The sequence below is a fragment of the Myxococcus guangdongensis genome, assembly GCF_024198255.1.
GTDB lineage: Bacteria > Myxococcota > Myxococcia > Myxococcales > Myxococcaceae > Myxococcus > Myxococcus guangdongensis.
On record NZ_JAJVKW010000011.1, the window covers coordinates 322,411 to 347,942 of the forward strand.

20 protein-coding genes are annotated in these 25,532 nt (G+C 71.7%); 8 read left to right on the top strand and 12 right to left on the bottom strand.

Annotated elements, in window-relative coordinates:
• From LXT21_RS30985 to popC, 3 genes are all read right to left on the bottom strand, one after another.
• A complete protein-coding gene (locus LXT21_RS30985) occupies positions 1 to 444 on the bottom strand; it encodes an SRPBCC domain-containing protein (RefSeq protein WP_254041813.1) in 444 nt (147 codons plus the stop codon).
• A gap of 292 nt (positions 445 to 736) precedes the next feature.
• Positions 737 to 1,150 (bottom strand): PopC secretion inhibitor PopD, encoded by a 414-nt coding sequence (popD, locus tag LXT21_RS30990; RefSeq protein WP_254041814.1) that lies wholly within the window; start codon positions 1,148 to 1,150, stop codon positions 737 to 739.
• A gap of 63 nt (positions 1,151 to 1,213) precedes the next feature.
• Complete coding sequence (popC, locus tag LXT21_RS30995) at positions 1,214 to 2,641, bottom strand: subtilisin-like protease PopC (protein ID WP_254041815.1); 1,428 nt, start codon at positions 2,639 to 2,641, stop codon at positions 1,214 to 1,216.
• Between the two features lie 472 nt (positions 2,642 to 3,113).
• Here popC and LXT21_RS31000 point away from each other — a divergent pair, with 472 nt between their 5' ends.
• A complete protein-coding gene (locus LXT21_RS31000) occupies positions 3,114 to 3,905 on the top strand; it encodes a prolipoprotein diacylglyceryl transferase (RefSeq protein ID WP_254041816.1) in 792 nt (263 codons plus the stop codon).
• A gap of 145 nt (positions 3,906 to 4,050) precedes the next feature.
• Here the strand turns inward: LXT21_RS31000 and LXT21_RS31005 are convergent, their stop codons facing one another.
• The gene (locus LXT21_RS31005; protein ID WP_254041817.1) at positions 4,051 to 5,010 is read right to left on the bottom strand and encodes a sigma-70 family RNA polymerase sigma factor; all 960 of its coding nucleotides are present in this window, start codon (positions 5,008 to 5,010) and stop codon (positions 4,051 to 4,053) included.
• A gap of 4 nt (positions 5,011 to 5,014) precedes the next feature.
• Positions 5,015 to 6,319, bottom strand: coding sequence for an FAD-dependent oxidoreductase (locus LXT21_RS31010; protein WP_254041818.1), 1,305 nt, complete (start codon positions 6,317 to 6,319; stop codon positions 5,015 to 5,017).
• A 289-nt stretch (positions 6,320 to 6,608) separates the two neighbouring features.
• Here LXT21_RS31010 and LXT21_RS31015 point away from each other — a divergent pair, with 289 nt between their 5' ends.
• Complete coding sequence (locus tag LXT21_RS31015) at positions 6,609 to 6,848, top strand: hypothetical protein (protein ID WP_254041819.1); 240 nt, start codon at positions 6,609 to 6,611, stop codon at positions 6,846 to 6,848.
• 182 nt (positions 6,849 to 7,030) lie between these two features.
• The gene (locus LXT21_RS31020) at positions 7,031 to 7,963 is read left to right on the top strand and encodes an alpha/beta fold hydrolase (RefSeq protein ID WP_254041820.1); all 933 of its coding nucleotides are present in this window, start codon (positions 7,031 to 7,033) and stop codon (positions 7,961 to 7,963) included.
• Between the two features lie 39 nt (positions 7,964 to 8,002).
• On the opposite strand, the gene LXT21_RS31025 is transcribed toward LXT21_RS31020, so the two are convergent.
• The 3 genes from LXT21_RS31025 to LXT21_RS31035 form a co-directional block, all read right to left on the bottom strand.
• Positions 8,003 to 8,926 (bottom strand): DMT family transporter, encoded by a 924-nt coding sequence (locus LXT21_RS31025; RefSeq protein WP_254041821.1) that lies wholly within the window; start codon positions 8,924 to 8,926, stop codon positions 8,003 to 8,005.
• A 54-nt stretch (positions 8,927 to 8,980) separates the two neighbouring features.
• Entirely contained in the window at positions 8,981 to 9,262 is a 282-nt protein-coding gene (locus tag LXT21_RS31030; RefSeq protein ID WP_141330090.1) for a rhodanese-like domain-containing protein, read from the bottom strand.
• An 82-nt stretch (positions 9,263 to 9,344) separates the two neighbouring features.
• On the bottom strand, positions 9,345 to 10,826 hold the full coding sequence (locus LXT21_RS31035; RefSeq protein WP_254041822.1) for a DUF6891 domain-containing protein: 1,482 nt from the start codon (positions 10,824 to 10,826) through the stop codon (positions 9,345 to 9,347).
• Positions 10,827 to 11,000: 174 nt separating this feature from the next.
• Here LXT21_RS31035 and LXT21_RS31040 point away from each other — a divergent pair, with 174 nt between their 5' ends.
• Both LXT21_RS31040 and LXT21_RS31045 read left to right on the top strand, forming a co-directional pair.
• Entirely contained in the window at positions 11,001 to 11,516 is a 516-nt protein-coding gene (locus LXT21_RS31040) for a GreA/GreB family elongation factor (protein ID WP_254041823.1), read from the top strand.
• 99 nt (positions 11,517 to 11,615) lie between these two features.
• Entirely contained in the window at positions 11,616 to 14,147 is a 2,532-nt protein-coding gene (locus tag LXT21_RS31045) for a sensor histidine kinase (RefSeq protein WP_254041824.1), read from the top strand.
• A gap of 1 nt (position 14,148) precedes the next feature.
• Here LXT21_RS31045 and LXT21_RS31050 read toward each other — a convergent pair whose 3' ends face one another.
• On the bottom strand, positions 14,149 to 15,888 hold the full coding sequence (locus LXT21_RS31050; RefSeq protein ID WP_254041825.1) for a sensor histidine kinase: 1,740 nt from the start codon (positions 15,886 to 15,888) through the stop codon (positions 14,149 to 14,151).
• A 225-nt stretch (positions 15,889 to 16,113) separates the two neighbouring features.
• Here LXT21_RS31050 and LXT21_RS31055 point away from each other — a divergent pair, with 225 nt between their 5' ends.
• Both LXT21_RS31055 and LXT21_RS31060 read left to right on the top strand, forming a co-directional pair.
• Complete coding sequence (locus LXT21_RS31055) at positions 16,114 to 18,969, top strand: PAS domain S-box protein (RefSeq protein ID WP_254041826.1); 2,856 nt, start codon at positions 16,114 to 16,116, stop codon at positions 18,967 to 18,969.
• 6 nt (positions 18,970 to 18,975) lie between these two features.
• Positions 18,976 to 19,632 carry a hypothetical protein gene (locus tag LXT21_RS31060; RefSeq protein WP_254041827.1) on the top strand — a complete coding sequence of 219 codons (657 nt, stop codon included), beginning with the start codon at positions 18,976 to 18,978 and terminating at the stop codon, positions 19,630 to 19,632.
• 4 nt (positions 19,633 to 19,636) lie between these two features.
• Here the strand turns inward: LXT21_RS31060 and LXT21_RS31065 are convergent, their stop codons facing one another.
• The 3 genes from LXT21_RS31065 to LXT21_RS31075 all read right to left on the bottom strand — a co-directional run bounded on the left by LXT21_RS31065 (position 19,637) and on the right by LXT21_RS31075 (position 23,790).
• Positions 19,637 to 20,281 (bottom strand): hypothetical protein, encoded by a 645-nt coding sequence (locus tag LXT21_RS31065; RefSeq protein ID WP_254041828.1) that lies wholly within the window; start codon positions 20,279 to 20,281, stop codon positions 19,637 to 19,639.
• 3 nt (positions 20,282 to 20,284) lie between these two features.
• Positions 20,285 to 21,790 carry a M91 family zinc metallopeptidase gene (locus tag LXT21_RS31070; RefSeq protein ID WP_254041829.1) on the bottom strand — a complete coding sequence of 502 codons (1,506 nt, stop codon included), beginning with the start codon at positions 21,788 to 21,790 and terminating at the stop codon, positions 20,285 to 20,287.
• 479 nt (positions 21,791 to 22,269) lie between these two features.
• The gene (locus LXT21_RS31075) at positions 22,270 to 23,790 is read right to left on the bottom strand and encodes a M91 family zinc metallopeptidase (protein WP_254041830.1); all 1,521 of its coding nucleotides are present in this window, start codon (positions 23,788 to 23,790) and stop codon (positions 22,270 to 22,272) included.
• A gap of 294 nt (positions 23,791 to 24,084) precedes the next feature.
• On the opposite strand from LXT21_RS31075, the gene LXT21_RS31080 reads away from it, so the two are divergent.
• Positions 24,085 to 25,524, top strand: a complete 1,440-nt coding sequence (locus LXT21_RS31080) for a vWA domain-containing protein (RefSeq protein WP_254041831.1) — start codon at positions 24,085 to 24,087, stop codon at positions 25,522 to 25,524.
• Positions 25,525 to 25,532 lie beyond the last annotated feature (8 nt).

A 25,532-nucleotide genomic window follows, 5' to 3' on the forward strand; every position in this document is an offset into this window, starting at 1 on the left:
TCACGCGGGGGTGGACAGTGCCCTCACCCGCTCCGCCAGCGCGCGGTTCATCACCTCATAGGCGGCCCGGAACGCGTCGCGCCGGGGCTTGCCCATGAACCACGTCACCACCCCGCTGAAGTCCTCACCGTGGACCAGCCGCGTCCCGGTGCCCTCGGGGCGCAGCTCGAACCCGTGCCGCCCGAACATCAGGCCCGGCACGCCGCCCGTCCACTCCAACCTCGTGGGTGACTCCACCCGCGTCAGCGTGGCGCGAAAGCCGAACACCCGCCCCGAGCCATCCGGCGAGCGCGCCTTCATCGCCACCCTCGCGCCCACCTCCACCTTCCCGTGCGCCTCCAACATCAACGGGTTCCACAAGGGATAGGCCCTGAAGTCGCTCAGCACCGCCCACACGGCGTCAGGCGACGCGTCGATGAAGGCCTCGGTCCTCAACTGGAACATCCACCACCCTCGCGCCCTTCGGCTTCTGCCGACTCAAAGCCAGCCCCAGGCCTACCGAAGGCTTGCTCCGGTGTGAAGCCAACGCTCACATGCCTCCCGGGACGATTGCGGGATGACATGCGAATCGCGAGTTTCTAAGTTAATCAGGAACAAGCGGAGAGACCGTGAGTTCCCCGGATTGAAAGCCGGGACTCGCGCTCCGCCGACAGGTGGAACGAGCCACCACGGGCCGCCCTCCGGAACATCGGATGGGGAGCCCAGACCAGGGGTGCACGGCGAGGGGCACCCACCGCTAGTAGAGGTCGACGGGCATCATCGCGCCCGCCTCGAACTCCGGAGCACGCCGCAGCTGGTCCAGCACGCGCGGCGCGCAGCGCAGGTGGAGCATGGGCATCGAGCCCGGCTCGCTCACCGAACGCACGGAGCCCAGGAGGTGGTGCGCCTCGAGCCAGCGCATGAAGCTCTCGTGGAAGCGAGCGCTCTCCGCCAGCCCGGCCCGTTGGACCTCCGCCCGTGACAGGGGCGGGGGACGTGCGGGCGCGCGCGCGCGAGCAGGCGCGGGCGTCTCCCGGGGCATGACGGTGATGTCGATCCACTCGGGCTGCGTGCGCGCGCTGGCCATGCCAGGCAATGCTCGCACGCTCGAGGAGACGCGGGAAACCCCCGCCGCGAAGCCGTCTCCGGGTTCGCCATTCTTTCTGCTCATGGCCTCATCCTCCCCCGGGCCCGGCGCTCCACTGGCGCCGACCCCGGTTTCGACCCACCACCATCACCGGAAGACAGCCAGGCCCTTGCCCGTTCGGTGACCACCTGAGCGAGGAAGCTTGACCGCATTGGCCAAAATCAAATCCCGCACCTCGAGCGCCGTCAAGTCAGGCGCGCGGCACCGATAGAGCGCCGCGATACCCGCGACATAAGGCGCCGCCATGCTGGTGCCACTCATTCGTTCGTAGAACGCCTGATTGTTACAACGCCGCTCGGTGCTCGAGTACACATTCACCCCGTAACCCATGACGTCGGGTACGACGCGGCGCTCCACGACACCGCTGGCGGAGAAATGAGCCACGTTGCGCTCGAAGTCGACTGCTCCGACGGCCAGGGACTCGTCAAAGGCGGCTGGATAACCAACCGTGTCGGGTCCACTGTTGCCTGCCGCGACAACAGGCAGCACGTTGCTGTCGAGCAGCCGACGAATCATGGTCTGCAGCGCGCGCTGGTTGAGGCGGTAGTCGGCCTCGGAGATTCCCGGAGGCGGCTTGAGCGGGAAGCCCAACGACAGGTTCACCACCGCGGGCCGGGTGACGTTCTGCGGGCTGCTGAACTGGTGCAGCAGCCACTCCATGCCGGCGGCCACGCGGCCCAGGCTGGTGCGGATGGTCTCCGATTCGATGACGGACGCGACGTAGAGGTCCACCTCCGGGGCGACGCCGTGGTGGGTGCCCGCGGCGATGCCGCACACGTGGGTGCCGTGGCCGTCCGGGTCGAAGCCGCGGATGTCGCGCGCCGGATTGTGCGGCGAGTTGGGGAACAGCGACACGTAGCGGAACTGGATGACCTTGGCGGCGTGCTCGGGGTGGTCGGCGTCCACGCCGGTGTCGAGCACGCCGAGCAGCACGCCCGCGCCGCGGATGCCCTGGGCGTGGGCCAGGGGGACACCGCTCTCCTCGGGCCACTCGCGTTCGGCCAGCGAGCTCATGCCCCGGTTGCGCGGGCCGGACTGTCCGGCGGACACGGGGCCGGGGAACGACAGGGGCACCACGTCGGGGATGAACTCGAAGTCGGCGGCGAGCTCGCCGCGCGCCTCGGCCTCCGTGGCGTCCGAGTAGAAGTGGGCCATGGTGGCGCCGATGAGCGGCATGAAGCGGAAGCTGCCCGCCTCGCTGCCCGTCTGCTCCGAGACAGGAGCGCCGGGCAGCGGCGGGGTGGACGCGTCCGCGCCACGGGTGGTGGGGCGCTTCACCTTCGAGCCCTTCGCGACGCGCTTGCGCGCCTCCTGCCCGCTGACGGGCGGACGCGGACCGGGCAGCGTCGCCGAGCGCAGGCCGAGCAGCGACAGCGTGTCCGGGGCGCGATTGGCGACGGTGAAGCGCAGCGCCGTGGTGCGCGGCAGCACGCGCTCACCCTGCTGCGTGCCGCGAGGCCCGACGCGGGCCTGCGTTTCGATGGACTCCTTGGGGACCAACAGGTAGGACTTCATGGGTTGTCGACTCCTTGAACCACCGTGCAACGCGGATGGCGACGGACAAGGGCCACCCGCATCCAGACCGCGTCCGCCATGCCCGGAGCCTCGCGAGCCCGGCGGATGTGAAGGCGCGCTCCCTGGGCGCGCGTCTGCCGGGACCTCCCGCCCGGCGTGATGAGACCTCCCGGAATCCCTGAAGCCATTGTGAGATTGGACAGGACCGGCCTGACAATTAAAGCAGGGTTTCCATGCTGTAGACGCCTGAGCCCCCCTGTTTCGGTCCTGGCGGGACTTTCTGGAGCGTCGGGAAGTATGAAGGAGGCCCTCCGACTGCTCGAAGCGGCACAGGAGGGGTGTCCGCCAGCCGACCTGGGCCGTCCGGGCGGAGCAGGCGGAGAGGGGGAAGTTCGCGTCCCCACAATTGTTCGCCTAGGTCGCCCCCGACGGATTAAGTGGGGCGGACGGTCCGTCCTCTGGAGCCATCGACGTGATTCCTTACTGGCATGCCCCCTCGCTGAAGCTGGGGCCCCTCACCATCGAGCCCTTCGGCATCTTCGTGGCCGCGGGCATCCTCTTGGCCGCCAACCTGCTTGGCCGCCAGGCGAAGCGCCAGGGGCTGGACCCCACGCCGCTCGCCGACTACGCCCCCTGGGGCGTGGGCGTGGGCGTGCTGGTGGGACACTGGGTGCACCTGTTCTTCTACCACCCGGAGGAGCTGTCCAAGAGTCCGTTCCAGATACTGAAGGTCTGGGATGGGCTGTCGTCCTTCGGCGGCCTGGTCGGCGGCATCATCGCGGCCATCTTCTTCTTCCGGCACCGCAAGCTGCGCTTCAACGACTACGCGGACGCGTTCGCGCTGGGCGTGGCGCCGGGCTGGGCGGTGGCGCGGTTGGGGTGCTTCGCGGTGCATGACCACCCGGGCGTGCGCACCGACTTCTTCCTGGCGGTGGCGTTCCCCAACGGTCCCCGTCACGACCTGGGCATGTACGACGCCATCGCGCTCTTCGCCATCTCCGGCCTGCTATACGCGCTGCGCGACGTGGAGAAGATGAAGGGGCGGCTGTTGCCGCTGCTGGCCATCCTGTACGCGGCGTGCCGCTTCAGCTTCGACTTCCTGCGCGCCACGGACATGAGCTACGTGGACGCGCGCTACTTCGGCATGACGCCCGCGCAGTACGGCTGCTTCGCGCTGGTGGCCTACGGCCTGTGGGGGCTCTTGCGCCGCCGCGAGTCGAGCGCGCCGTCCGCGCCGCCCGGCAGTCCCGTGGGCGCGCGGTAGTTTGACGTCCCTGGCCCTCGCGCGAGCGGGGGCCGGGCGCCCCCGGCGCTGGTGGAGGAGCACGCGAGCCGCTGCGCCAGTCGCCGGCTCGCGCACCACCGGCCGCCCCTCCCGCGAGGCGGTGGCGCGTCGGCGGGCCTGGGTCTCACGCGGGCGTGGGCATCCTCACGTGGGCGAGCTTGCGCTCGGCCAGCACCGAGTGGACGCGGGTGATGCGTCCGTCCGCGCCCAGCGCCACGCTCACCACCGCCCGCGTCGCGAGCATCGGGTCCTTCGCGGGCGCGAGGAGCAACACCAGAGCGGGCAGGCCGTTGAGCCACTGGAGCTCCACCGCGCGCGGCGCTCCTCGCATCTCCATCAGCTTCGTCAGGAACGTCAGCACCCGGCGCGCGCCCACCACGGGCACCAGCGCGGCGCGCACCTCGCCCCGGCCGTCCGAGAACGCCTTCACGTCGCCGGACAGGAGCGCCTCGGCCGCCGCGACGTCCCGCTCGAGCAGCGCCGTCATGAAGCCCTCCAGCGCCGCGAGCGTGCGCTGTTGGAGGTCCTTCGTCGGCAGGCAGCGCTCGCCGTCGTACGCCGCCATGGCCGCCCGCGCGCGGTGGTGCACCACCTTCACGTGCACCTCGCTCATGCCCAGCGCCTCGGCCACCTCGCGCACCGAGGAGTCGAACACGTCGCGCAAGAGCAGCACGGCGCGCTGCTTGGGCGTCAGCGCCTCCAGGGCCAGCAGGAAGGCGAAGGAGACGCTCTCCAACAGCTCATAGCGCCCCTCGGTGGAGCCGCCTCCGGGCAGCCTCGCCTCCACCGCGGGCGGGACCTCCTCCTCCCCTGTCTCCAGGGGTGACGGCAACCACGTCCCGACGTAGCCCTCGCGACGTCGACGGCGCAGCGAGTCCCGGGACAGGTTCACCGCCACCCGCGTCAGCCACGGGCGCAGCGCCTCGTGCCGCGCGGGCGGTGAGGACAGGGCGCGGGCGAAGGTCTCCTGCACCAGCTCGTCCGCGTCCGCCGCCACGCCCGTCATCCGGTAGCACAGGCCCCAGAGGTAGCGCTCATGCTCGCGCGCCGCCTCCTCCAACGCCCCTCGCGACAGGTCCGACATGTCCTCAGGCTCCCACTGCCCGCCGACGCGGCGCCACCGCCGCGTGACGGAGCAGCGCGCGCTCCACCGACTCCGCGCTGGCGAAGGACGCATCCGACAGCATCCCCTCCGAGCCGACCCAGTCCCCCACGCGGTACAGGCCCGCGACGTGCGGCACCGCGGGCGCCGGCCTCCCCGACAAACCTCCCGTGCTCGCCGTCGGCAGCAGGTGGCTCACCACCAGCGCGGGCCGGAAGCGGCGGGCGACGAGCACCTCGCGCCAGCCCGGCTGCAGCACGTCCATCACCGCCTCCAGCTCCGCCTCGGTCGCCTCGGAGGCGGACGGCGACAGGTACTTCATCACGTGCACCATGGCGCCTCCCTCCGGCCCCAGCCGGGCGTAGGCCGAGTGCACCGAGGCGTACCACGGCCCATCGACGCCGAGCGCGAAGAGGGCCTCGCGCCTCGGCAGCCGCGACAGGCCCAGCTCCAGCGTGGCCGCCCGGATGGGCGTGGCCGCCTCCGCCTCCTTCGCGAGCACCGCGTCCTCCGGCAGCAGCGACGCCACGTCCTTCGGGCTCCCCGCGAGCACCACCGCGTCCGCCGCGCGCACCGAGCCCTCCGACAACCGGAGGCCGCGCACCTGACCCTGCTCGACGACCACGCCCTCGACGCGCGCGGACACCTCCAGCGTCGCGCCAGCCTCCTTCGCCACGGCGGCCACCGCGTCCACCAGCGCGCCCCAGCCGTCATCGAGGTAGAGCACGCCCGCCTCGACGGCGAGCTGGACCTGCGTCACCGCGGCCTCCGCGCTCAGGGCGTCCAGGTCCGCGGCGTAGGTGGCCACGCGCACGAGCGCGGCGACGACGGCGCGCGCGTCCTCCCGGGACAGGCGCGTGTCGAGCCACTGGCGCATCGACACGTGCGTCAGCGGCTCCGTGTCCACGCGGCGCAGGCTCGCGAGCAGCCGTGCCATCTCCAGCTTGCTGCTCAACTGCAACACGTCGGTCGTGAGGAGCGACACGGGCCCGCGCGGCAGCGTGTGCAACCTGCCGGCGCGCAGCGCGTAGGAACCACCCGACTCCCCGGCGATGCGCCCCCGCGGCTTCACGCCCAGGCGTCCGAGCACCCGCATGCCGGCCCCCGCCCGGTACAACGCATGCGGCCCCAGGTTGAAGCGGAAGCCCTCCACGTCCGTCGTCTGCGCGCGGCCGCCCAGGTGCTTGGAGCGCTCGTACAACGTCACCGCGCAGCCGCCGCGCGCCAGCAGCGCCGCCGTCGCCAGCCCGCCCAAACCGCCTCCCACCACCGCCACCTTCTTCGTCTCCATGTCCGTCCTCCGTCGCCCGCGTCGGGGGAAATCCCGGCGTTCGACGGCTCCACGAAAATGGGCGGCGAAAGGTTACAGCGGGCCTCGAGGCGCCTCCGGATGGCCCCGGACGACAGCCCTCCTGGAGACGACGATGCGACGCGTCGTGAGGGGCGTCACCCCGTGCGGGCGGTCCTGGTGCGCAATTCCCGCCGCTCGGGTGTCATGGCCTCGCGAGCCCTCTCTCACCTGCCACCCGCGTCGACGGAGCGGTTAGGATGTGGGCATCCTGGGGCCGCTGGAGACAGTCATGCGCAACGCCGCCGTCATCGTCATCGCCAGTCTCCTCTTCACGGGATGCAGCAACTACTGGTGGCTCGCCCGCGCGCTCCTTCCGGACCACACCATCAACGGCAGCGGCGGCACCCAGACCCTCCGGGAGCCTCGTCCGAACCCCTCCAGCGAGCCCGTGTACGGCCCCGACCGCTCCTCGGATGCCCCGGATGCGAAGCAACAAGACGAGGCCAAGGCCGCCAACGACACACCTTGAAACATCCTGGCGAGAACCTTCCGCTCCGAGTGCTGTGAGACGTATCAACCGGGTCTGTTTCACCTCGGACCTGGAGCGAAGACGACCCCAGACGTCACGAGAAGCAAGGCAATGTCAGAGGTAGTCGTAGGATGATGCGTGCACGGCGGATTCCCCGCCGGGACTGGACAAGGCACGCATCCATGAAGACGCTCCTCGCCGCCCTGCTCACGCTTCCCCTGCTCGCCTGTGGCCCCGCGCCCGAGGCCGAACCCACGCAGGCTCCGTCGGACACCGAGAGCCTGACGCAGTCGAGCGAGCTGTCCTCCTCCGCCCCCCGCGAGCGCTCCATCCGCCTGCGCACCGGCGTGACGCTCCGCTATGTGGAGCAGGGCTCGCGGCATGGCCCCGCCGTCGTCTTCCTGCACGGCTACACGGACTCGCACCACACCTGGGACTTGAACCTGTCGCGCTTCTCGCGCGACCTGCACATCTACGCGCTGGACCAGCGTGGCCACGGTGATTCGTCCCGCCCCGCGTGTTGCTACACGCAGCAGCACTTCGCGGCGGATGTGGCGGCCTTCCTCGACGCCGTGGGCGAATCGCGCGCCATCCTCGTCGGCCACTCGATGGGCAGCTTCATCGCGCAGCAGGTGGCGCTGGATTACCCGCGTCGCGTGGAGGCGCTGGTGCTCGTCGGCTCGGCCCCCACCGTCGCGGGCAACGAGGTGGCCCTGGGCCTGAAGTCCGTCGTCGATGAACAGGTAGGCACCGTCGACCCGGCCTTCGTGCGCGAGTTCCAGTCGAGCACCTTCGTCCGCCCCGTGCCCGCCTCCTACCTGGACACGCTCGTGTCGGAGAGCCTCAAGGTCCCCGCGCGCGTGTGGCAGGACTCGCTCGACGGGCTCATCGCGGAGGACCACTCGCGGCGCCTGCGCTCCATCCGCGTGCCCGTGCTCGTGGTGGGCGGAGACCAGGATGGCTTCTTCCCCGTCGCGCAGCAGCGGGCGCTCGTCAACGCGCTGCCCGACGCGCGCTTCATCCTCTACCCCGACACCGGCCACGCGCCCCACGCGGAGCTGCCGCAGACCTTCGTGCGCGACGTGAGCCAGTTCATCCAGCGCGTGACCCGATAGTCCGCGCCCCCGCGAGAGGCGCGCCCACATGAGTGCGTCTCACGCGGTCCCCGGGTCCTCGTGCTTCAGGCCCTGGCCCGGCACATCCGAGCGCGCGAGCAGCACGGCGGCCGTGAGGATGAGCACCCCGCCGAATCCCTGGCGCAGGCTGAGCCGCTCGTTCAGGAAGAGCGCGCTCAGCACCACCGCCGTCAGCGGCTCCATGTTGGACACCAGCGACGTGTTCACCGGGCCGATGCGCGCCATGCCCAGGAAGAAGAGGAATACGGCGGCCACGGTGGAGATGAGCGACAGGCCCACCACCGCGCCCCAGCCCAGCGGCGTCGTGGGGAAGGACGGCCCCTTCACCAGCGTCGCCAGTCCGAAGGTGAGCCCCGCGGACATCAGGATGACGGTGCTGGAGACGAGCGGCCCCGCGCGGCCCGCCACGCGCGCGCTGGTGACGACGTACCCCGCGTAGAGCAGCGCGGACAAGAGCCCCAACACGACTCCCAGCGGCGTCACCCCACCCTGGCTCAGGTCCGCCGTGAGCGCCGTGCCACACAGGGCCAGCACCACCGCCACCCACTTGATGCGCCCCAGCTTCTCGCGGAAGACGAACACCTGGAGCAGCGCCACCAGCGCCGGGAATGAGTACAGGAGCAGCGCCACCAGCCCCGCGGGGGCGTGCTGGAGCGCGGCGAAGTACACGCCCGCCTCGCTCACGTAGCCCACCGCGCCCAGCAGGATGAGCGACACCAGGAGGCGCCCTCGGGGCAGCGGCTGACGCAGGGCCACCATCACCGCGCCGAGCACCGAGCCCGCCAGCGTGAAGCGCAGGAACAACAACGTGGAGACGTCCGCGCCCGCCGCATAGGCCAGACGCCCGAAGAGCCCGAGCGCGCCGAAGCACGCACCGGACAGGGCCACGATGAGGAAACCAGCGGTGCGGTTCATGACGGGAGCGACGGCACGCTGCTCCATGCCGCCCGCCTTGTCACGCGTCGCGCGGGGCGACGCCCTCGCACGGACCTCCGGTCACCAGTTGTTCACCGAGCGCAGGTCGAAGACGTCCGGAAAACCATTGGCGCGCAAAATTTGTGTGGCCACCGCGCTGCGTCCGCCAGCGGCGCAGTACACCACCACGGGAGTGCCGGGCGGGCCGACCTCCTTGACGCGCTGGGGCAGCTCCTGCACGGGGATGTTGCGAGCGGCCTCGGGGTGTCCCTGCTGGAACTCCTGAGGGGTGCGCACGTCCAACAGCACCGCGCCATCGGCGACGAGCTGCCGGGCCTTCTGTGACAGTTCCTGGGGCGTCATGGGCGACAGCATGCCCTACTTGCCCAGGGCGGGGCTCGCTCGTCGCACGAGCCCTGTTCCCTTCAGGGCACATCCCCCGGGCTCAGAGCTCCACCGTCTGCTCGAAGCCGCCCGCCCTCACCGTGAGCGACCCGAGCGCGGGGAAGCGCTCGCGCGCCTGGGCCACCACCGTGTCCAGCGCGTCCTTCGCGTCCTCCTCCCGCTCGTAGCGCAGGGTGAGCTCCCTCAGGCTGTCCGAGCGCAGGTCCCGCAGGCCGACGGTGTCCCCAGGGAAGAACTCGAACGCGCGCAGCTTCGGCAGGAACTCCACCAGGAGCGCCAGGATGCGATTGCCTTCACCCAGCGACCACGTCTCGGTGGTGTCCACGCGCGCGCGCCGGCGCCGCCAGACGAAGGCGGGCTTCAGCGTGATGGGACTGTGGGCATCGCCGCTCCACTCCGGCGTGAAGCCGTGCTCGCGCAGCACCTCGACGATGATGCGCCCCACCGCCGCGGCGTCCTCGCTCACCTTCGCGTCCTCCTCCGCGGTGAACTCCTCCTCGCGCCCGTCGTCCTCCTCGTCGTTGACGAGCCCATAGGCCAGGTGCAGCGGGTGGCCCTTCATGGCGGAGGCCGCGTCCTGCTGGTCGAAGAACACCGTGCCGACAATCGTCTCGCCCTGCTCCCGGCGCATGTCCGCCAGCTCGCGCGACACCTCCCAACCACCGCTCATCGTGGTGGACGCGGACATCTCCGCCACGAAGCCTCGCGCGCGCAGCACGTCGAACGCCGCCTCCAGCCGGTCCGCGGGGATGACGTCCGGCCAGGTCTTCTCCTCCTCGGCGCGCGCTCGCACGTGCGCGCAGACCTGCTCGAGCACCCGACGCTGCAGCCGGTCGTCGTAGATGTCATCCCAGTCCGGCATGCCCAGGTAGTCGAAGAGGCGGTTCAACGGGTGGTGGGCGTACTCGAACTGCTCGAGGACGGCCTCCACCACGCCCGGCACCAGCGCCGCCTCGTCCTCGGGCTCCGGGTCCGGCGTCGGCTGGAACCCCAGCGCCCCCAGCTTCGCCGCCAGCTCCAGGGCCTGGGCCACCAGCCCCAACCGCCGCGCGCGTCCCGACTCCGGGACATCACCGCGCGTGGTCGCCAGCGCCTCGAACTGGAAGCGCCACTCGTCCTTGTCGAAGGTGTGCACGCCCACCTCGAGGTGTCCGCTGCCCCGCCACTCGACGACGGCGTCGTGCCCCGCGGGCTCCAGGACCTCCTGCGCCAGCGCGAGCACCTTCAGCTCCCACTGCTCCTTCTCCGACGGCGCGTGCGGGACGAGCGCCACGAGCCGCTTCGCCAGCGTCTCGACCTGCTCGAGCAGGCCCCGCTCCTTCGCCCACAGTCGCAGGCGCACCTCGCCCAGCGTCGACATCAGGGTGCGGACGGCGACCTGCCCCGAATCCGGGTCGACTTCGTCGACGTTGACGTAGCCCCGAGGTGAAGAGGCCCAGGCGACGACCCCCAGCTCGAGCTCCTCGCCCAGCACCTCCCGGGCGGCCTGGCGAAGCTGCCCCTGCAACTCCTCGTTCTCCATCTGTCGCGTCCTTCCCGGTGGGGGGCTCGAGCCGTGTACGGGCTTGCCACGAGGAAGAACGCCGAGGTGCACGGGATGTCGCAGCGGGCCCCACGGCACGGGCCCGTCACGAGGCGCCCCGTGGCGGCGGAAAACTGGAGCCGGCGCCCAGGCGCGCTACAGTTCTGTGCCATCATGTCACTCGACAAGCAGGCACTGTTGCTCCAGCTCGCCGAGCGCCTCCAGCAGAGCGACCGGCTGGCCCACAGGGCCGAGGCCGAGGCTCGCGAGGCGGCCCGCAGCCTGGCCACCGAGTCGGAGAAGAGGGAGGACGGCCGCGCGGCCTTGGAGTTCGGCAGCCTGGCCACGGGACAGGCCAATCGCGCCCGTCGGGTCCAAGAGGAGCTCCAGGCGCTGACGCACTTCGGCCAGGCCCCCATGCCGCGCTTCTCGCGCCGGGGCCCGGTGGGGCTGGGCGCGCTGGTGGACGTCAGCACCGAGGACGAGGACGGCTTCGCCGAGCGGACCTTCTTCGTGCTGCCCGTGGGCGCGGGCACGGAGCTGACGGGCCCCGGCGGCGACGGCTTCCTGTCCGTCATCACCCCCGCCTCCCCGGTGGGCCGCGCGCTCATGGGGCGCAAGGCGGGAGACACCATCGAAGTGACGTTGGCGGGCGAGGTGCGCGAGTGGACGGTGCTCGAGGTCGCCTGACGCCGGGTGTCCCGCCCTGGGCGTCCGGGGTGTCAGGCCCCCGACGCTCGGCGAGGGAGCACTAGAACCATGGGCCCGGCCACGCCTGAATCCGGGAAGATGTCCCCACCCCTCCCAGCGCGCACACCCGAGGCGCCCGCTTCCGCCACCCTCTTGCCGCTGACCTGGCCCGCGGCGCTCATCGGGCTGCTGTTCGGCGTGCTGATGACGTACGTGCCCTACGAGTTCCGGGTGGCCGCCTTCCGGCCCCTGTACCCGTACGTCCGGCTGCTGGGCCTCGTGTATCTCACCGGCAGCATCTGCCTGATGGGCGCCCTGCTCTATCCGCGCGCGCCGCGCTGGCTGGACGTGGGCGGCCGCGTGCTGCTGGGCGCGGCCATCGCGCTGTACTGGTGGGTGCTCAACGTGCTGCCCGGCAGCCTCACGGGCATCGTGCTGTACCCGCTGCTGTTCGTCGGGCTCTTGCTGGAGGGGATTCCCGCCCTGCGCCAGCGCGCCATGCTGCGAGGGCTGGCGGCGCTCACCGGCACCGCGTTCGGCGTGGCGTTGCTGTCCGTGCCGGAGCGCTTCCCGCTGTCCGTCTACGCGCACCTGGCCCCGCTGCGTCCGCTGGTGGGCCTGCTCTTCGCGGCGGGCGGACTGGGGCTCCTGCTTCCCGCGCGCTGGCTGCACCCGCGCGTGCCCGCGCTGCTCATGGGTGTGCTCGCGGTGCCCTTCTCGCTGCTGGCGTACGCGCTGGCGCGGGGCGCGTCGTGGCTGGGCGCCAGCGTCTACACCGTGCTCGCGCTCGCGTGTGTCGCGCAGGCGGTGAACTGGCGGCCGCGCGCGCCGCGCACCGTGGGCTGGAAGCTCTTGCGCGGGCTGGCCTTCGCCGGCCTGGTGCCGCTGCTCGCGCTGGGCGGCCTGGCCGCCTTCCTGGCGCAGAACGCCATCGAGAAGCAGGTGCGCGACGACACGCGCTACGCGGCGGCGGGCGAGGCGGACTTCCTCCGGCGCTACCTGGATGACTCGCGCGAATCGCTGTACCTGTTGCTGGAGTCACCGGGTTTCCGCGCCGCGCTCATGAGCGGGGAGCGCGAGTCCCTCAAGCCCTACCTCTCCAACCTGGCCGCGCGCGAGCGCACCTTCCACGCCGCGCTGGTGCTGGACGAGCGCGCGACGGTGCTGGCCACCTCCGAGGGCCTGGAGGGCTGGGGCTTCCAGATGCGGGAGCTGTTCCCGGAGCCGCCCGCGCCTGGGGAGCTGCCGCTGTCGCTGCCCTTCACCCGGCCTCCCGACAAGCCGCTCGTGGCGGTGGCGCTGCCGTTCCAGCTGGACATCCACGGCGCGCGGCGGGGCCTGCTCGTGGGGCTGCTCTCCCTGGAGCGGCTGAGCGAGGCCGCCACGCCCGCGTCGCGTCGCTTCCGCGTGCAGGTGCTGGACAGGCGGGGCCAGAAGATTCTCCGGGACACCGCGCCAGGGGCGCAGTTGCTGGGCTCGGCGCACCTGCCCGAGGCGCTGCAGGAGGAGCTGGCGCGGCCCGGTGGCGGCGTGCTGGAGGCGTTCGACGCCGCGGACCGGCGGGTGCTCGCGGCCGAGGCGCCCGTGGAGGGCTCGCCCTGGAGCGTCGTGGTGACGCAGGAGCTGGGCGTGGCCTACGCGGCGATTACGCGCATGAGCGCGGCCGTGGTGGGGCTGGTGCTGATGGGCGTGGTGATGGCCCTGGCGCTCTCGCAGCTCGTCGCGCGCGACGTCATCCGACGGCTGGGCACGCTGCGCGAGGCCACCGCCGCCCTGGCCGCGGGCGACCTCACCCGCCGCGTGGAGGTGGAGGAGGACGACGAGCTGGGAGAGCTGGCGCGCGGCTTCAACGAGATGGCGGACCGCACCGGCGCCACGCAGGAGGAGCTCAAGGGCGCGGTGCGCGTGCGGGAGGAGTTCCTCAGCGTGGCGAGCCACGAGCTGCGCACGCCCCTCACGCCGCTCAAGGGCTTCGCGGCCCTGACGCTCCAGCGCCTGGAGAAGAGCGGCGACTTCCCGGAGCGCGAGCGGCTGCTCAAGGCGCTGCGCTCCATGGCGCGGCAGACGGAGCGGCTGGCCCGGCTGGTGGATGACCTGCTCGACACCGCGCGCATCCAGGGCGGCCGCTTCGAGCTGGAGCGCCAGCGCGTGGACCTCCTGCCGGTGCTGAGCGAGGTGATGGAGCGCTTCGAGCTGCGCGGCGAGGGCGGCGTCACCTTCGAGCTGCACGTGCCCGAGCACCCCGTGGAGGGAGACTGGGACGCGCCCCGGCTGGACCAGGTGCTCACCAACCTGGTGAGCAACGCCGTGCGCTACTCGCCCCAGGGCGGCCTCGTGCGGGTGACGGTGGAGGAGGCGCCCGACAGCATCCTCGTGCACGTGAAGGACGAGGGCATCGGCATCCCCCCGGAGAGCCTGGCGGGGCTGTTCCGTCCCTTCGCGCGCGCGTCCAACGCCACCGCGCGCCACTACGGCGGCCTGGGCCTGGGCCTGTTCATCTGCCGCGAAATCGTGGAGCGCCACGGCGGCACCATCTGGGCGGAGAGCCCGGGGCCGCAGCAGGGCAGCGCGTTCCACGTCCGGCTGCCGCGCGACATGGCGCCGCCCGCCGTGTCCGACGCGGCCGCGTGACTCAGGGGGCGTCCGCCGCGGGCTCGGGCGCGCCCGGCACGGACAGCCACTCGTCCGGGATGTCGCCCCGGGGCAGCTCCAGCACGAACGTCGAGCCCTGCCCCAGCGCGCTCGTGGCCTTCACGGTGCCGCCGAACGCCTCGACAATCTGCCGGGTGATGTAGAGCCCCAGCCCCAGGCCGCCGTAGTGCCTGTCGCTCACCGCGCGCTCGAAGCGCTCGAAGATGCGCGGCAGGTCCTGCGCGGAGATGCCGATGCCGCCGTCCTCCACGGTGAGGCGCGCGGTGCGCCCGTCGGCCTCCACCGTGAGGCGCACGGGCTGGCCCGCGCCGTACTTCAGCGCGTTGGACAGGAGGTTGGTGACGACCTGCTCCAGCCGCAGCCGGTCCCACCGCCCCAGCACCGGCACCGGCGCGTGCATCTCCAGCGAGCAGCGGAGCTGGGCCGCGGACGGCGCGAAGCGGTAGAGGATTTCCGCCGCCACGCTCGCCAGGTCCATCTCCTCCAGCTCCAGCTTCAGCCGGCCGGCGGTGATGCGCGACACGTCCAACAAGTTATCGACAAGGCTGGTCAGCTTGCGCACCTGGCGCTGCACCACGTCCAGCGTCTCGGAGACGCGCTCGGCGGACACGGGCTTGCCGTGGGCGGCCAGCACGTCCACCTGCTTCTGGAGCAGCTGCACCTTGAGGTGCAGCGGCGTCAGCGGCGTCTTCAGCTCGTGGCTGGCGATGCCCAGGAACTCGTCGCGAAGCCGCACCGCCTCGCGCGCCTCGCGCAGGAGCCGCGCGTTGTCCAGCGACAGCGCCGCCCGCCGCGCCAGCTCCTCCGCCACCCGCTCCTCCTCGTCGCCGAAGGCGGGCGCCCCCTCCGAGCGGAACAGCGCCAGCGCGCCGATGACCCGTCCGCGCGCCACCAACGGCACGCCCAGGTAGCGCGTCACCCCCAGGAGCGCGAACAGCCGCGCGTGCTCGGCGTCCCGGGTGAGGGCCTCCACGTGCGTGTCCGACAGCTCCGCCACCCGCTCGGTGCGCCCGGTGAGGAACAGGGCTGGCAGCCCACGCGGGTCCAGCGGGTCCGGAGGGTAGCGCCGCAGCATGTCCACCAACAGGACGTGGCGCTCGGGCTCCGCGTGCACCGCCGCCGCCGCGCGCACCGCCTCGCCGCCGGGCCCCAGGAAGAACACCCCCGCGTCCGCCAACGTGGGCACGAGCAGCCGCAACAGCGGCGCCGTGCACTCCTCGTTCTCCAGCTCCGCGGCCAGCAGCGCGCCCGCCTCCGCGAGCACCCGGGCCGCGCGCATCGCGTCCAGCCGAGGCGCCTCCACCTCCCGCGCGCGCAGCAGCACGCCCGCGGGCTTCGCGCCGGGCTCCTGCCCCACGGGGAACACGCTGCCCTCCAGCACCACCCGCGTCCCGTCCGGACGGCACAGGCCCCAGCGCTCCTCGCGCACCACCTCGCCCGCGAGCGCCCGGGACAGCGGCGACACCGCGAGCGCCCCACCGCCCTGGTCCACTTGCACCCACGCGCAGCCCGGAAGATTGCCGTGAGACTCGATTCTCGAGGGCGCGGGAACCCCGAAGCGCAGCCCCGCTTCGGCGTTGAATGCGAGCACGCGGCCCGTCGCGTCCATCAGCAGCACGGCTTCGCCCGTCTGCTCCACGAGCAGGCGCAGGGCCGCATCGCCCGCCCGTTCCACGAGCGCCTGATGAATCAACGAAAGCTGGGCGCGGCCAGAGGACATGAGTTCAGGGACTCTCCGCTCGTGGCATGGTGGCATCCCCACCCGCATGAAGGAAGACAACTCCCCGCCCTCGCACAACATCCAACGGCACGCGGTCCGAATCCCAGGCCCGGGGTCAGGCCAGCCCCCTTGCTTGGCCTGCAGGAAATCCTGAATCGTTGGATAGTTGCACACCGTCCGGACGCCCAGCCCGGATGAGCGCGGTCCACTTCCTCGAGCCTCAACATGCAGACGCCGCCCCCCAGGCCAGACTGGACTCCACACGAGCGACGCTACCGGCTCGTCATCGACAGCCTGAAGGAGGTGGTGTTCCAGACGGACGTGCAGGGCCTGTGGACGTTCCTCAACCGGGCGTGGACGGAAATCACCGGCCACGCGGTGGACGTGTCGCTGGGCAAGTCCTTCCTCGACTTCGTGCTGCCCGAGGACCGCGCCATCTGTCAGGAGAACCTGCGCCGGTTGATGACGCGGGAGCTGGACCACGTGCGCGTGGAGGTGCGCTACGGGACGCGGCAGGGAGGCTTCCGGTGGGTGGAGGTCTTCGGCCGGGTGATGGTGGGCGACGACGGCGAGCTGGTGGGCACCTCCGGCACGCTCAATGACATCACCGAGCGCAAGGCCTCGGACGGGGCGCTCGCGCGGCGTGAGCGCTACCTCACGGCGCTGGTGGAGATGCAGCAGCGGCTGCTCGCGGTGCGCGACGGCGGAGATTTGTACGGCTCCGTGCTGTCGTCGCTGGGGCTCGCGGCGGGGGCCAGCCGCGTCTACGTCTTCGACCTGCACCCGGGACCGTCCGGCGAGCGGATGTGCAGCCAGCGCGCGGAGTGGTGCGCGCCGGGCGTGCACGCGGAGATCGACAACCCGGACCTGCAGAACGTGCCCATGGTGCCCGTGCTGGAGCGCTGGGAGACGACGCTGTCGCGGGGCGACGTCATCGAGGGCCTGGTGGCGGGCTTCCCCGAGTTGGAGCGGGCGCTGTTGGACCCGCAGGGCATCCTCTCCATCCTGGTGCTGCCCCTGCGCGTGCAGGGCGTGCTGACGGGCTTCGTGGGCTTCGACAACTGCGCGGAGGCGCGGCGGTGGGACCGGCTGGAGGTGGACCTGCTGTCCGCCGCGGCGGGCGCCATCTCCGTCGCGTTGGAGCGGCGCGAGTCGGAGCGCGCGCTGCGCGAGCGTGAGCGTCGCTTCCGTCAGCTCGCGGAGAACGCGTCGGACGTGCTGTACCTGTACCGCCGCGAGGCGCCCCGGGGCTTCGTCTATGTCAGCCGGGTGGCGCACGCGAAGCTGGGCTACGGGCCGGTGGCGCACTACGGCGACGCGGACCTGTGGTACCGGCGCGTGCACCCGGAGGACCGCGCGGCGTTGGAGCAGCTGCTCGAGGCGCCGCGCGCGTCGGCGGGAGCGCCGGTGACGGTGCGCTACCTGCATCCGGACGGCCGCATGCTGTGGCTGGAGCACGTGGTGGTGCCGGTGACGGACCCCATGGGGCGCATGGTGGCGGTGGAGGGCCTGGCGCGCGACATCACCGAGCGGCGGCAGGCGGAGGAGGCGCTGCGGCTGTCCGAGGCGAGCTTCCGCGCGCTGCTGGAGGGCGTGCCGGACGCGGCGGCCATCGAGCGGGACGGGCACATCGTCTACGCGAACGCGGCGCTGGTGGGCACGCTGGGCTTCGAGCGCGCCGAGCAGCTCGTGGGCCGTCAGCTCTCCGAGTTCGTCAAGGACATGCGCGGCGTGGAGGCGGTGCGCGCGGGCGCGCTGACGGGAGAGCGCAGGCTGGTGCGCCGCGACGGGCGCACGCGCGTGGCGGAGGTCGTCTCGCTGCCCCTGCGCTTCGACGGACAGCCCGCGGTGGTGTCCATCGCGCGCGACGTGACGGAGCAGCGGCAGTTGCAGGCGCGGCTGACCTTGGCGGACCGGTTGGCCTCGGTGGGCACGCTGGCGGCGGGCATCGCGCACGAAATCAACAACCCGCTGGCCTTCGTGCTGTCCAACCTGAGCTTCATGTCGGACGAGTTCCGCCGCAACCTGCCCCCGGGCGACGGCGCCGCGGCGCTGCAGGCCCGGCTGCGCGGCGAGCCGGACCTGGCCGAGTGGGGCGAGGTGCTGCACGAGGCCTGCGAGGGCGCGGAGCGGGTGCGGCAAATCGTGCGTCAGCTGAAGACCTTCTCCCGGCCCGACGAGGAGCGCGTGTCGCCGCTGGACGTGCACACGGTGCTGGAGTCGGTGGCGATGATGGCGGCGAACGAAATCCGCCACCGCGCGCAGTTGAAGCGGGAGTACGGCGACATCCCCTCGGTGATGGCGAACGAGGGCAAGCTGAGCCAGGTGTTCCTCAACCTGGTGGTGAACGCCGCGCAGGCCATTCCGGAGGGCTCCGCGCACCGGCACGAAATCCGGCTGGCGACGCGCAGGGACGGGCTGTCGCGCGTGGTGGTGGAGGTGCAGGACACCGGCGTGGGCATCGCGCGCGAGGTCATCGACCGCATCTTCGACCCGTTCTTCACCACCAAGCCCGTGGGCGTGGGCACGGGGCTGGGCCTGTCCATCTGTCACAGCATCGTCCACGGGTTGGGCGGTGAAATCACCGTGGAGAGCGAGCCCGGCCGGGGCACCACCTTCCGCGTCGTGCTGCCCACCACGGAGCCGGAGGCGCGCGCGGCGGCGACGGCGCTGGAGCCCTCGGGCTCGCCGGTGGGCCCTCCGCGAGGACGGGTGCTGGTGGTGGACGACGAGCCCGCCGTGGGCCGGGTGTTGCAGCGCATCCTGCGTGGCCACGAGGTGGAGGTGGCGTGCAGCGGACGGCAGGCGCTGGAGTTGCTCGAGCAGGGACTGAAGCCGGACGCGGTGCTGTGCGACGTGATGATGCCGGACCTGACGGGGAGGGACGTCTACGAGCTGGTGCGGCGCGCGCACGCGGGCCTGGAGGGGCGCTTCGTCTTCGTGTCCGGCGGCGCCTTCACCACGGGCGCCCGCGAGTTCCTGGCGAGCATCCCCAACCTGCTCCTGGAGAAGCCCTTCGACGAGGGACGGGTGCGGCGCGTGGTGGATGACCTGGTCCGCCTGCGACCTCCGGAGGCCTGACGCCCCATGTGGACCGATGAGGAGCTGCGCGACTTGGACGGGTGCGCCGCGCGGCTGCTCGCGCGGGTGCGCGAGTCGGACGGGCTGGAGCAGGTGCGCGCGCAGGTGGCCGAGGCCCAGGTCGTGGACGCGGGGCTCGTCGCGGAGATGACGGCGGGGCTGGTGAAGAGCTTCGGGATGTACCGCGAGCCTCGCTACCTGCGGCAGGAGGCGTACGCATGGGAGGAGCTGGACGGCGTGCGCCGCGCACGCGTCCGGCCGCTGTCGGGCCTGTTGCTGTACTGGGCGGGTGGCGACGTGAGCCCCTTCGTGCCCCAGGAGGTGTGGGGCCAGGGGCTGGTCGAGCACTTCTACGAGGAGCTGGGGGAGGAGAACGCGCTGGACTACAGCGCGACGAACTTCGACACCTGCGGCGGCTTCGGGCTGGGCTCGCTGGGGGATGCGCTGCTGGAGCTGGCCGAGGACCGCGAGCTTCGCGAGCTGGCGGTGTTCGCGCCGCTCGAGAAGTTGCTGGTGGTGCGCTCGCTCCAGTGCGCGCGCGAGGCGGTGCGGAAGGCCGTGGAGTCGGAGGCCTTCCGCGCGCTGCCCCGTGAGGCGTCGTTCCAGGTCCTGGCCATGCCGGGACACGACGAGCCGGCGTGCCTGCTGTGGCGGACGCCCTGACGGACTACTTCACGCCGTCGAGCGACAGCGGCCCGCTGTCCAGCAGGCGCTGACGCGTCACCACCTGGCCGTACTCGGCGGAGCGGAAGGTGCGCCCGCCCGATTCGGTCGTGCCATGCAGGCGCACCTCGGAGGTGTCCGGAAGGTAGCCCACGCGCAGGCGCAGCTCGCGCACGGCGGACAGCTCGAGCGTCGTCTCCGGGCCCTGGGAATAGGGCAACGACGTGCGCAGCGGCAGGGGAACCACCAGGCGCGAGGACACGGTGGCACCGGGCGCCAACGGGCTGACGTTGGGGACCTCGGGCATCTCCACCTCGAAGTCCTCCGGCACGGGCACCAGCGCGCGCAGCAGCACGGCGCCGTCACCGGAGAGCTCCACGTAGGCGCGCTCGGGGGCGAGGCCGACGAAGCCCGTGGGGCCCCACTCCGGCAGGCCATCCACGAGCAGCACCTCGCGCGGCGAGCCGTTGTGCACCACGTACGAGACGGCGAGCCCCTCGGGCCCGCTCGACACCGACTCCACCTTCAGCTCCACCACGTCCGCCTGGGCCACGCTTCCTCCCGCATTCACCGGGCGCTCCGCCCGCGTGCAGCCGACGATTATGGCCAGCGCCATGCCGAGGGCGCCAGCCTGGAGCAGGGCTCGCATGGACTAGTAGCGCGGGCGGGTGGGCAGGTTCAGCTCGTCGCGCAGGACGTTCTCGCCCGGGCGGCCCGGCTGCACCACGTCCGGCGTGGCGGGGTTCTGGTCCAGGTCGATGGGCAGCCCCACCGCGGACGTCTCGCGGTTGTTGACGCCGTTCTTCTCGCCGCGCGCCAGCGTGCCGTTGGCGTAGTCGGACGCGTGCACCAGCTCGTGGAACAGGGCCACGATGGGAGGACGGGTCATCCACTCCTCGCCGCCGAGCGAGACGCGCGTGGTGTTGTAGTTCACCGTGCCGTCGGTGCCCTTGCCCGGCGTGCCGTCCGTGTTGAACCAGGCGTCATCGCGGTTGGCGGGAGACGCGGAGTTTCCGCTGGTGGTCTCCTTGATGGTCGTCGAGTGGCCGCTGTCATCCAGCGTGCGCAGCAGGTCCTGGCCCGAGGGCAGCGAGCGCATCGCGTCCAGGTCCGACTGCGTGCGCGCCTGGAAGTCCGCGCTGCCCTCCACCGTCACGGAGCGGCCGCGCTGGCTCGCGTTGGTCATGTCGACGATGGTCCGCTCGCTCGCGGCGCCGTCGGTGGTCTCGTTCTCCTCGACGTAGAGCTTGTCGTCGCCGCCGTTGCCCTCGACGAGGTCCGCGCCCTCGCCGCCCGCCACCGCGTCGTTGCCTTCACCGCCGCTCAGCCGGTCATTGCCGCGGCCGCCGATGACCTGGTCATCGCCCGCGCCGCCCGTGGCCGTGTCGTCGCCCGCGCCACCGTCGATGTAGTCGCGGCCGTCGCCACCATCGAGCTGGTCGTTGCCGTCCAGGCCGTAGAGCACGTCGCGACCCGCGCCGCCCTCCACCCGGTCGTCGCCCGCGCCGCCCTCGACGTAGTCGTCACCGTCGTCACCGGACACCGTGTCATTGCCCGTGCCGCCGATGATGGTGTCGTTGCCCGCGCCGCCACGGATGGTGTCGTGACCCGCGCCGCCCTTCAGCGTGTCGTTGCCGTCGCCACCGTCCAGCGTGACATCCACCGTGACGTTCGGGTCCACCGTGATGGTGTCGTTGCCGGCGCCGCCGTTGATGATGGCGTTCTTCGACTGCTCGGGCGACAGCGTCACCGTGTCGGAGCCCGACTTGATGACCAGTCCACCGCTCTTGTTCATCGTCACCGTCGCGGTGTTGTTCCCCGCGCCCAGGTCCACCACCGTCTGACCGTTCGCGTTCGTGCTCACCTGCGGCGCCGTCGCGGAGCCCGCGGCCTGCTTCACCTTGTCCGCCAGCTTCGCGATGGCCTTGCCCAGCCCGCCGCCAGGGCCGGGAGGAGGCGCACCCTCGAAGTCACTGCCACCCGTGCGGGACTTCGTGCTCGCGCGCGTGGGGGCCGCGTCGAAGCCGTCCTTCATCCGCTGGTCCACCGCCGTCTTCACGACGTTGGGGCGCTGGGCCGGCTGCTTCGCCGTCTCCTGCTTCGGCTCGGGCTTCACGTACGAGGTGCTGCGCGAACCGGTCTTCCCAATCGTGGACATGCGGCTTCTCCCTGAGGCGGCCCGCGACGGTAAAGCGGACCAACGCCGAACTCCTTGATTATCGGAACCTCGGGAACCCAGTTGCTTCGAAGCCCGGGGCGGGGAGTGGATCACCCGTTCAGCGGGGGCGCGGGACTGGGTGACTGGCGCGCGACGTGTCCGCGCCGCATCCAGCGCCTGTCGTTCCAGCAGGTTGGCGGGGGAGTACGGATCAACCCGGCACATGAGCCCCAGCCTCAGGGCGGCGATGCCGGAGAGGATTGCCCGAGCGAAGCCCTCCTCGACGTGGAGAAGGCATCCCCTGCTCGCGGCCCTGCCCCCATGTCGACGCCGCACCGGAGGCACGTGTCCGAGCAGAGCACGCCCCCGCGGAGAGCAGGCGCATCCCTGCGCGGTCCTGAATCCACGTCGACGGCGACGCTGGAGGCGAGGCGCCCTCAGGGGCACCCCGCCATCATCGGCTCACCTCGAAGCGCTGCTCAGTAGTGCGGACGCGTGGGCAGGTTCAGCTCGTCGCGCAGGACGTTCTCACCCGGGCGGCCCGGCTGCACCACGTCCGGCGTGGCCGGGTTCTGGTCCAGGTCGATGGGCAGGCCCACCGCGGACGTCTCCAGGTTGCGTACGCCGTCCTTCGAGCCGTTCGCCAGCGTGCCGTTCGCGATGTCGGACGCGTGCACCAGCTCGTGGAACAGACCGACGATGGGGGGACGGTTCATCCACTCGTCGCCGCCCAGCGAGATGCGCGTGGTGTTGTAGTTCACCGACGCATCCGAGCCCTTGCCCGGCGTGCCGTCCGCGTTGAAGAAGCCATCGTTGAAGTTCGTGCCCGACGCGGTGTTGCCGCCAGACGTCTCCTTGATGGTCGTCGAGCGGCCGCTCTTGTCCAGCGTGCCCAGCAGCTCCTGCCCCGACGGTAGCGAGCGCATCGCGTCCAGGTCCGACTGCACGCGCGCCTGGAACTCCGCGCTGCCCTCCACCTTCACCGAGCTGCCGCGCTTGTCCGCGTCCGTCATGTCGACGATGGTCCGCTCGCCCTTGGCCGCGTCCGCCGTCTCCTCGCCCTCCTCGACGTAGAGCTTGTCGTCGCCGGCGTTGCCGCTGACGGTGTCCTTACCCGCGCCGCCCGCCACCGCGTCGTTGCCCTCGCCACCCGACAGGGTGTCGTCGCCACGACCGCCGATGACCTGGTCATCACCGGCGCCGCCCGTGGCCGTGTCGTCGCCCGCGCCCGCGTCGATGTAGTCGCGGCCCTCGCCGCCGTCCATCTGGTCATTGCCGTCCAGGCCGTAGAGCACGTCGCGTCCCGCGCCACCCTCCACCCGGTCGTCGCCCGCGCCGCCCTCGACGTAGTCGTCACCGTCGCCACCGGACACCGTGTCATTGCCCGTGCCGCCGATGATGGTGTCGTTGCCCGCGCCACCGAGGATGGTGTCGTGACCCGCGCCGCCCGTCAGCTTGTCGTTGCCCTCGCCACCGTCCAGCGTGACATCCACCGTGACGTTCTTGTCCACCGTGATGGTGTCGTTGCCGGCGCCGCCGTTGATGATGGCGTTCTTCGACTGCTCGGGCGACAGCGTCACCGTGTCGGAGCCCGACTTGATGACCAGTCCACCGCTCTTGTTCATCGTCACCGTCGCGGTGTTGTTCCCCGCCCCCAGGTCCACCACCGTCTGACCGTTCGCGTTGGTGCTCACCTGCGGCGCCGTCGCGGAGCCCGCGGCCTGCTTCACCTTGTCCGCAATCTTCGCGATGACCTTGCCCAGCCCACCACCAGGGCTCGGCGGCGCGTTCTCCGTGGTGCGCGCCTCCGTGAGCACCTGCGGCCGGGACGCCGAGCCCGCGCGAGCCGGGGCCGCGTCGAAGCCGTCCTTCATCCGCTGGTCTACCGCCGTCTTCACCGCGTTGCGCTGCGCCTGGGCGGGCTGCTTGGCCGTCTCCGCCTTCGGCTCGGGCTTCACATACGTGGGGGTGCGCGAACCCGTCTTGCCAATCGTGGACATGTCTTCCTCTTTCGGCGGGCGCGCTCCCAATGCGGTCCCGACCCTCTGAAGTCGCGGTCGGAGAAGCCCCAACCTTCCCGATTATCGGAATCCCGGGATGGCAGTTGCTTCGATTCTCGCGCCCCGGGAACCCGCGGGGGGGTGAGGTGTCTGGTGACCCGGAATGCCTCGCACGGCAATGTCTGACGTCTGGGTTATCGGTCATCGGGGGGACCCTCCTCCCGGTGACCGATGCGTCGCGGGGGCGGACGGGCGAGTGTCCCTCCCGTAAAGCCACACACCCCGAGGAACCGCATGAATCGCACCCTGCTGCTGCTGTCCGCCGCCGGATTGCTCGCCCTGGGCGCGCTCTCGCTGGGCAAGCCTCCGCCGCCGCCCGCGCCTCCTGCCCCGCCCGTCACCGACACCAGCCACACCGTGGCCCAGCCCGACGAGCCGCCCGCCACCACCCTGCTGCCGCACGTCATGTCCGCGCCGGATGACGGCGCCCTCGTCCTCTCCGGCAAGCTGTCCGGCAGCTACGTCCAGACGGGCCCCAGCGAGGCCTTCGCGTGGCTGGAGATCAAGGCCCGCCCCAACCCCACCGCCGCGCGCCGCGTCCCCGTCAACCTGGCCCTGGTCGTGGACCGCTCCGGCTCCATGAGCGGCCAGAAGCTCGCCGACGCCAGGAGCGCCGCCGCGGAGCTGGTGCGCCGCCTCACCGCCGAGGACCGGCTGGCCCTCATCCACTACGGCACCGACGTGAAGGTCCTCCCCAGTCGCCCCGTCACCGAGGCCGTCCGCCAGGAGCTGCTCTCCGCCATCGCCAACATCCGCGATGACGGCTCCACCAACATCAGCGGAGGCCTCACCGAGGCCGCCGTCGCCCTGCGCCCCCACCTGCGCGAGTACCGCGTCAGCCGCGCCATCCTCCTGAGCGACGGCCAGCCCACCACCGGCCTCGTCACGGAGCCGGAGCTCCTCCACCTGACGCGCCAGCTGCGCGACGAGGGCATCACCGTCAGCGCGCTCGGTGTGGGCGAGGACTACCAGGCCTCCCTCATGCGCGGCATGGCCGAGCAGGGCGGCGGCTTCTCCGGCTTCATCGAGGACTCGGCCCGGCTGGCGGAGGTCTTCTCCCGCGAGCTGGACCAGGCCACCAGCACCGTCGCCCGGCAGGTGGAGCTGCGCCTGGAGCTGCCCCCCGTCGCCCGTGACGCGCAGGTGCTCGGCCTGCCCTCCACCCGCGAGGGCGCCACCCTCAAGGTGCCGCTGTACGACCTGGCCGGCGAGCAGTCCGTGCGCGTCGTCGTGAAGCTGACGCTCGACGCCCAGGCCACCTCCGACGCGCTCACGCTGCTCGAGGCCCGCGTGGGCTACATGGACGTCCCCCGCGACACGCGCGCCGAGACGAAGCTGGCCCTGTCCGCCATCGTCACGAACGACGCCTCGCTGGTGCGCGCCAACCTGGACCGGGACGTGCGCGTGCACGCCGTGCGAGCGTTGGGAACCCAGCAGATGCGCGCCGCCGCGGCGGAGATGAAGCGCGGCAACCGGGGCGCCGCCATGGGTCTGTTGGGCAACGCCCGGAAGCTTTTCGGCTCGTCCGCGGACGCGCTCTCGGGGGAGCTTGCGGAGCTGGACCAGACCCAGGCAGCCTATGAGGGGGCATCGAGTGACGACGAGGTCCGCCGCGAGTCGCTGAAGCTCTACAAGAAGACCATGAAGAACTTCGGCGAGAACAACGCCTACTAGTCAGGACG

Coding starts and splice junctions, on each gene's coding strand:
- LXT21_RS31035 (WP_254041822.1), bottom strand. CDS start 10,826: ATGGAGAACGAGGAGTTGCAGGGGCAGCTTCGCCAGGCCGCCCGGGAG.
- LXT21_RS31040 (WP_254041823.1), top strand. CDS start 11,001: ATGTCACTCGACAAGCAGGCACTGTTGCTCCAGCTCGCCGAGCGCCTC.
- LXT21_RS31055 (WP_254041826.1), top strand. CDS start 16,114: ATGCAGACGCCGCCCCCCAGGCCAGACTGGACTCCACACGAGCGACGC.
- LXT21_RS31070 (WP_254041829.1), bottom strand. CDS start 21,790: ATGTCCACGATTGGGAAGACCGGTTCGCGCAGCACCTCGTACGTGAAG.
- LXT21_RS31020 (WP_254041820.1), top strand. CDS start 7,031: ATGAAGACGCTCCTCGCCGCCCTGCTCACGCTTCCCCTGCTCGCCTGT.
- LXT21_RS31060 (WP_254041827.1), top strand. CDS start 18,976: ATGTGGACCGATGAGGAGCTGCGCGACTTGGACGGGTGCGCCGCGCGG.
- LXT21_RS31010 (WP_254041818.1), bottom strand. CDS start 6,319: ATGGAGACGAAGAAGGTGGCGGTGGTGGGAGGCGGTTTGGGCGGGCTG.
- LXT21_RS31050 (WP_254041825.1), bottom strand. CDS start 15,888: ATGTCCTCTGGCCGCGCCCAGCTTTCGTTGATTCATCAGGCGCTCGTG.
- LXT21_RS30985 (WP_254041813.1), bottom strand. CDS start 444: ATGTTCCAGTTGAGGACCGAGGCCTTCATCGACGCGTCGCCTGACGCC.
- LXT21_RS31025 (WP_254041821.1), bottom strand. CDS start 8,926: ATGGAGCAGCGTGCCGTCGCTCCCGTCATGAACCGCACCGCTGGTTTC.
- LXT21_RS31015 (WP_254041819.1), top strand. CDS start 6,609: ATGCGCAACGCCGCCGTCATCGTCATCGCCAGTCTCCTCTTCACGGGA.
- LXT21_RS31065 (WP_254041828.1), bottom strand. CDS start 20,281: ATGCGAGCCCTGCTCCAGGCTGGCGCCCTCGGCATGGCGCTGGCCATA.
- LXT21_RS31005 (WP_254041817.1), bottom strand. CDS start 5,010: ATGTCGGACCTGTCGCGAGGGGCGTTGGAGGAGGCGGCGCGCGAGCAT.
- LXT21_RS31075 (WP_254041830.1), bottom strand. CDS start 23,790: ATGTCCACGATTGGCAAGACGGGTTCGCGCACCCCCACGTATGTGAAG.
- LXT21_RS31080 (WP_254041831.1), top strand. CDS start 24,085: ATGAATCGCACCCTGCTGCTGCTGTCCGCCGCCGGATTGCTCGCCCTG.
- LXT21_RS31045 (WP_254041824.1), top strand. CDS start 11,616: ATGTCCCCACCCCTCCCAGCGCGCACACCCGAGGCGCCCGCTTCCGCC.
- LXT21_RS31030 (WP_141330090.1), bottom strand. CDS start 9,262: ATGACGCCCCAGGAACTGTCACAGAAGGCCCGGCAGCTCGTCGCCGAT.
- popC (WP_254041815.1), bottom strand. CDS start 2,641: ATGAAGTCCTACCTGTTGGTCCCCAAGGAGTCCATCGAAACGCAGGCC.
- popD (WP_254041814.1), bottom strand. CDS start 1,150: ATGAGCAGAAAGAATGGCGAACCCGGAGACGGCTTCGCGGCGGGGGTT.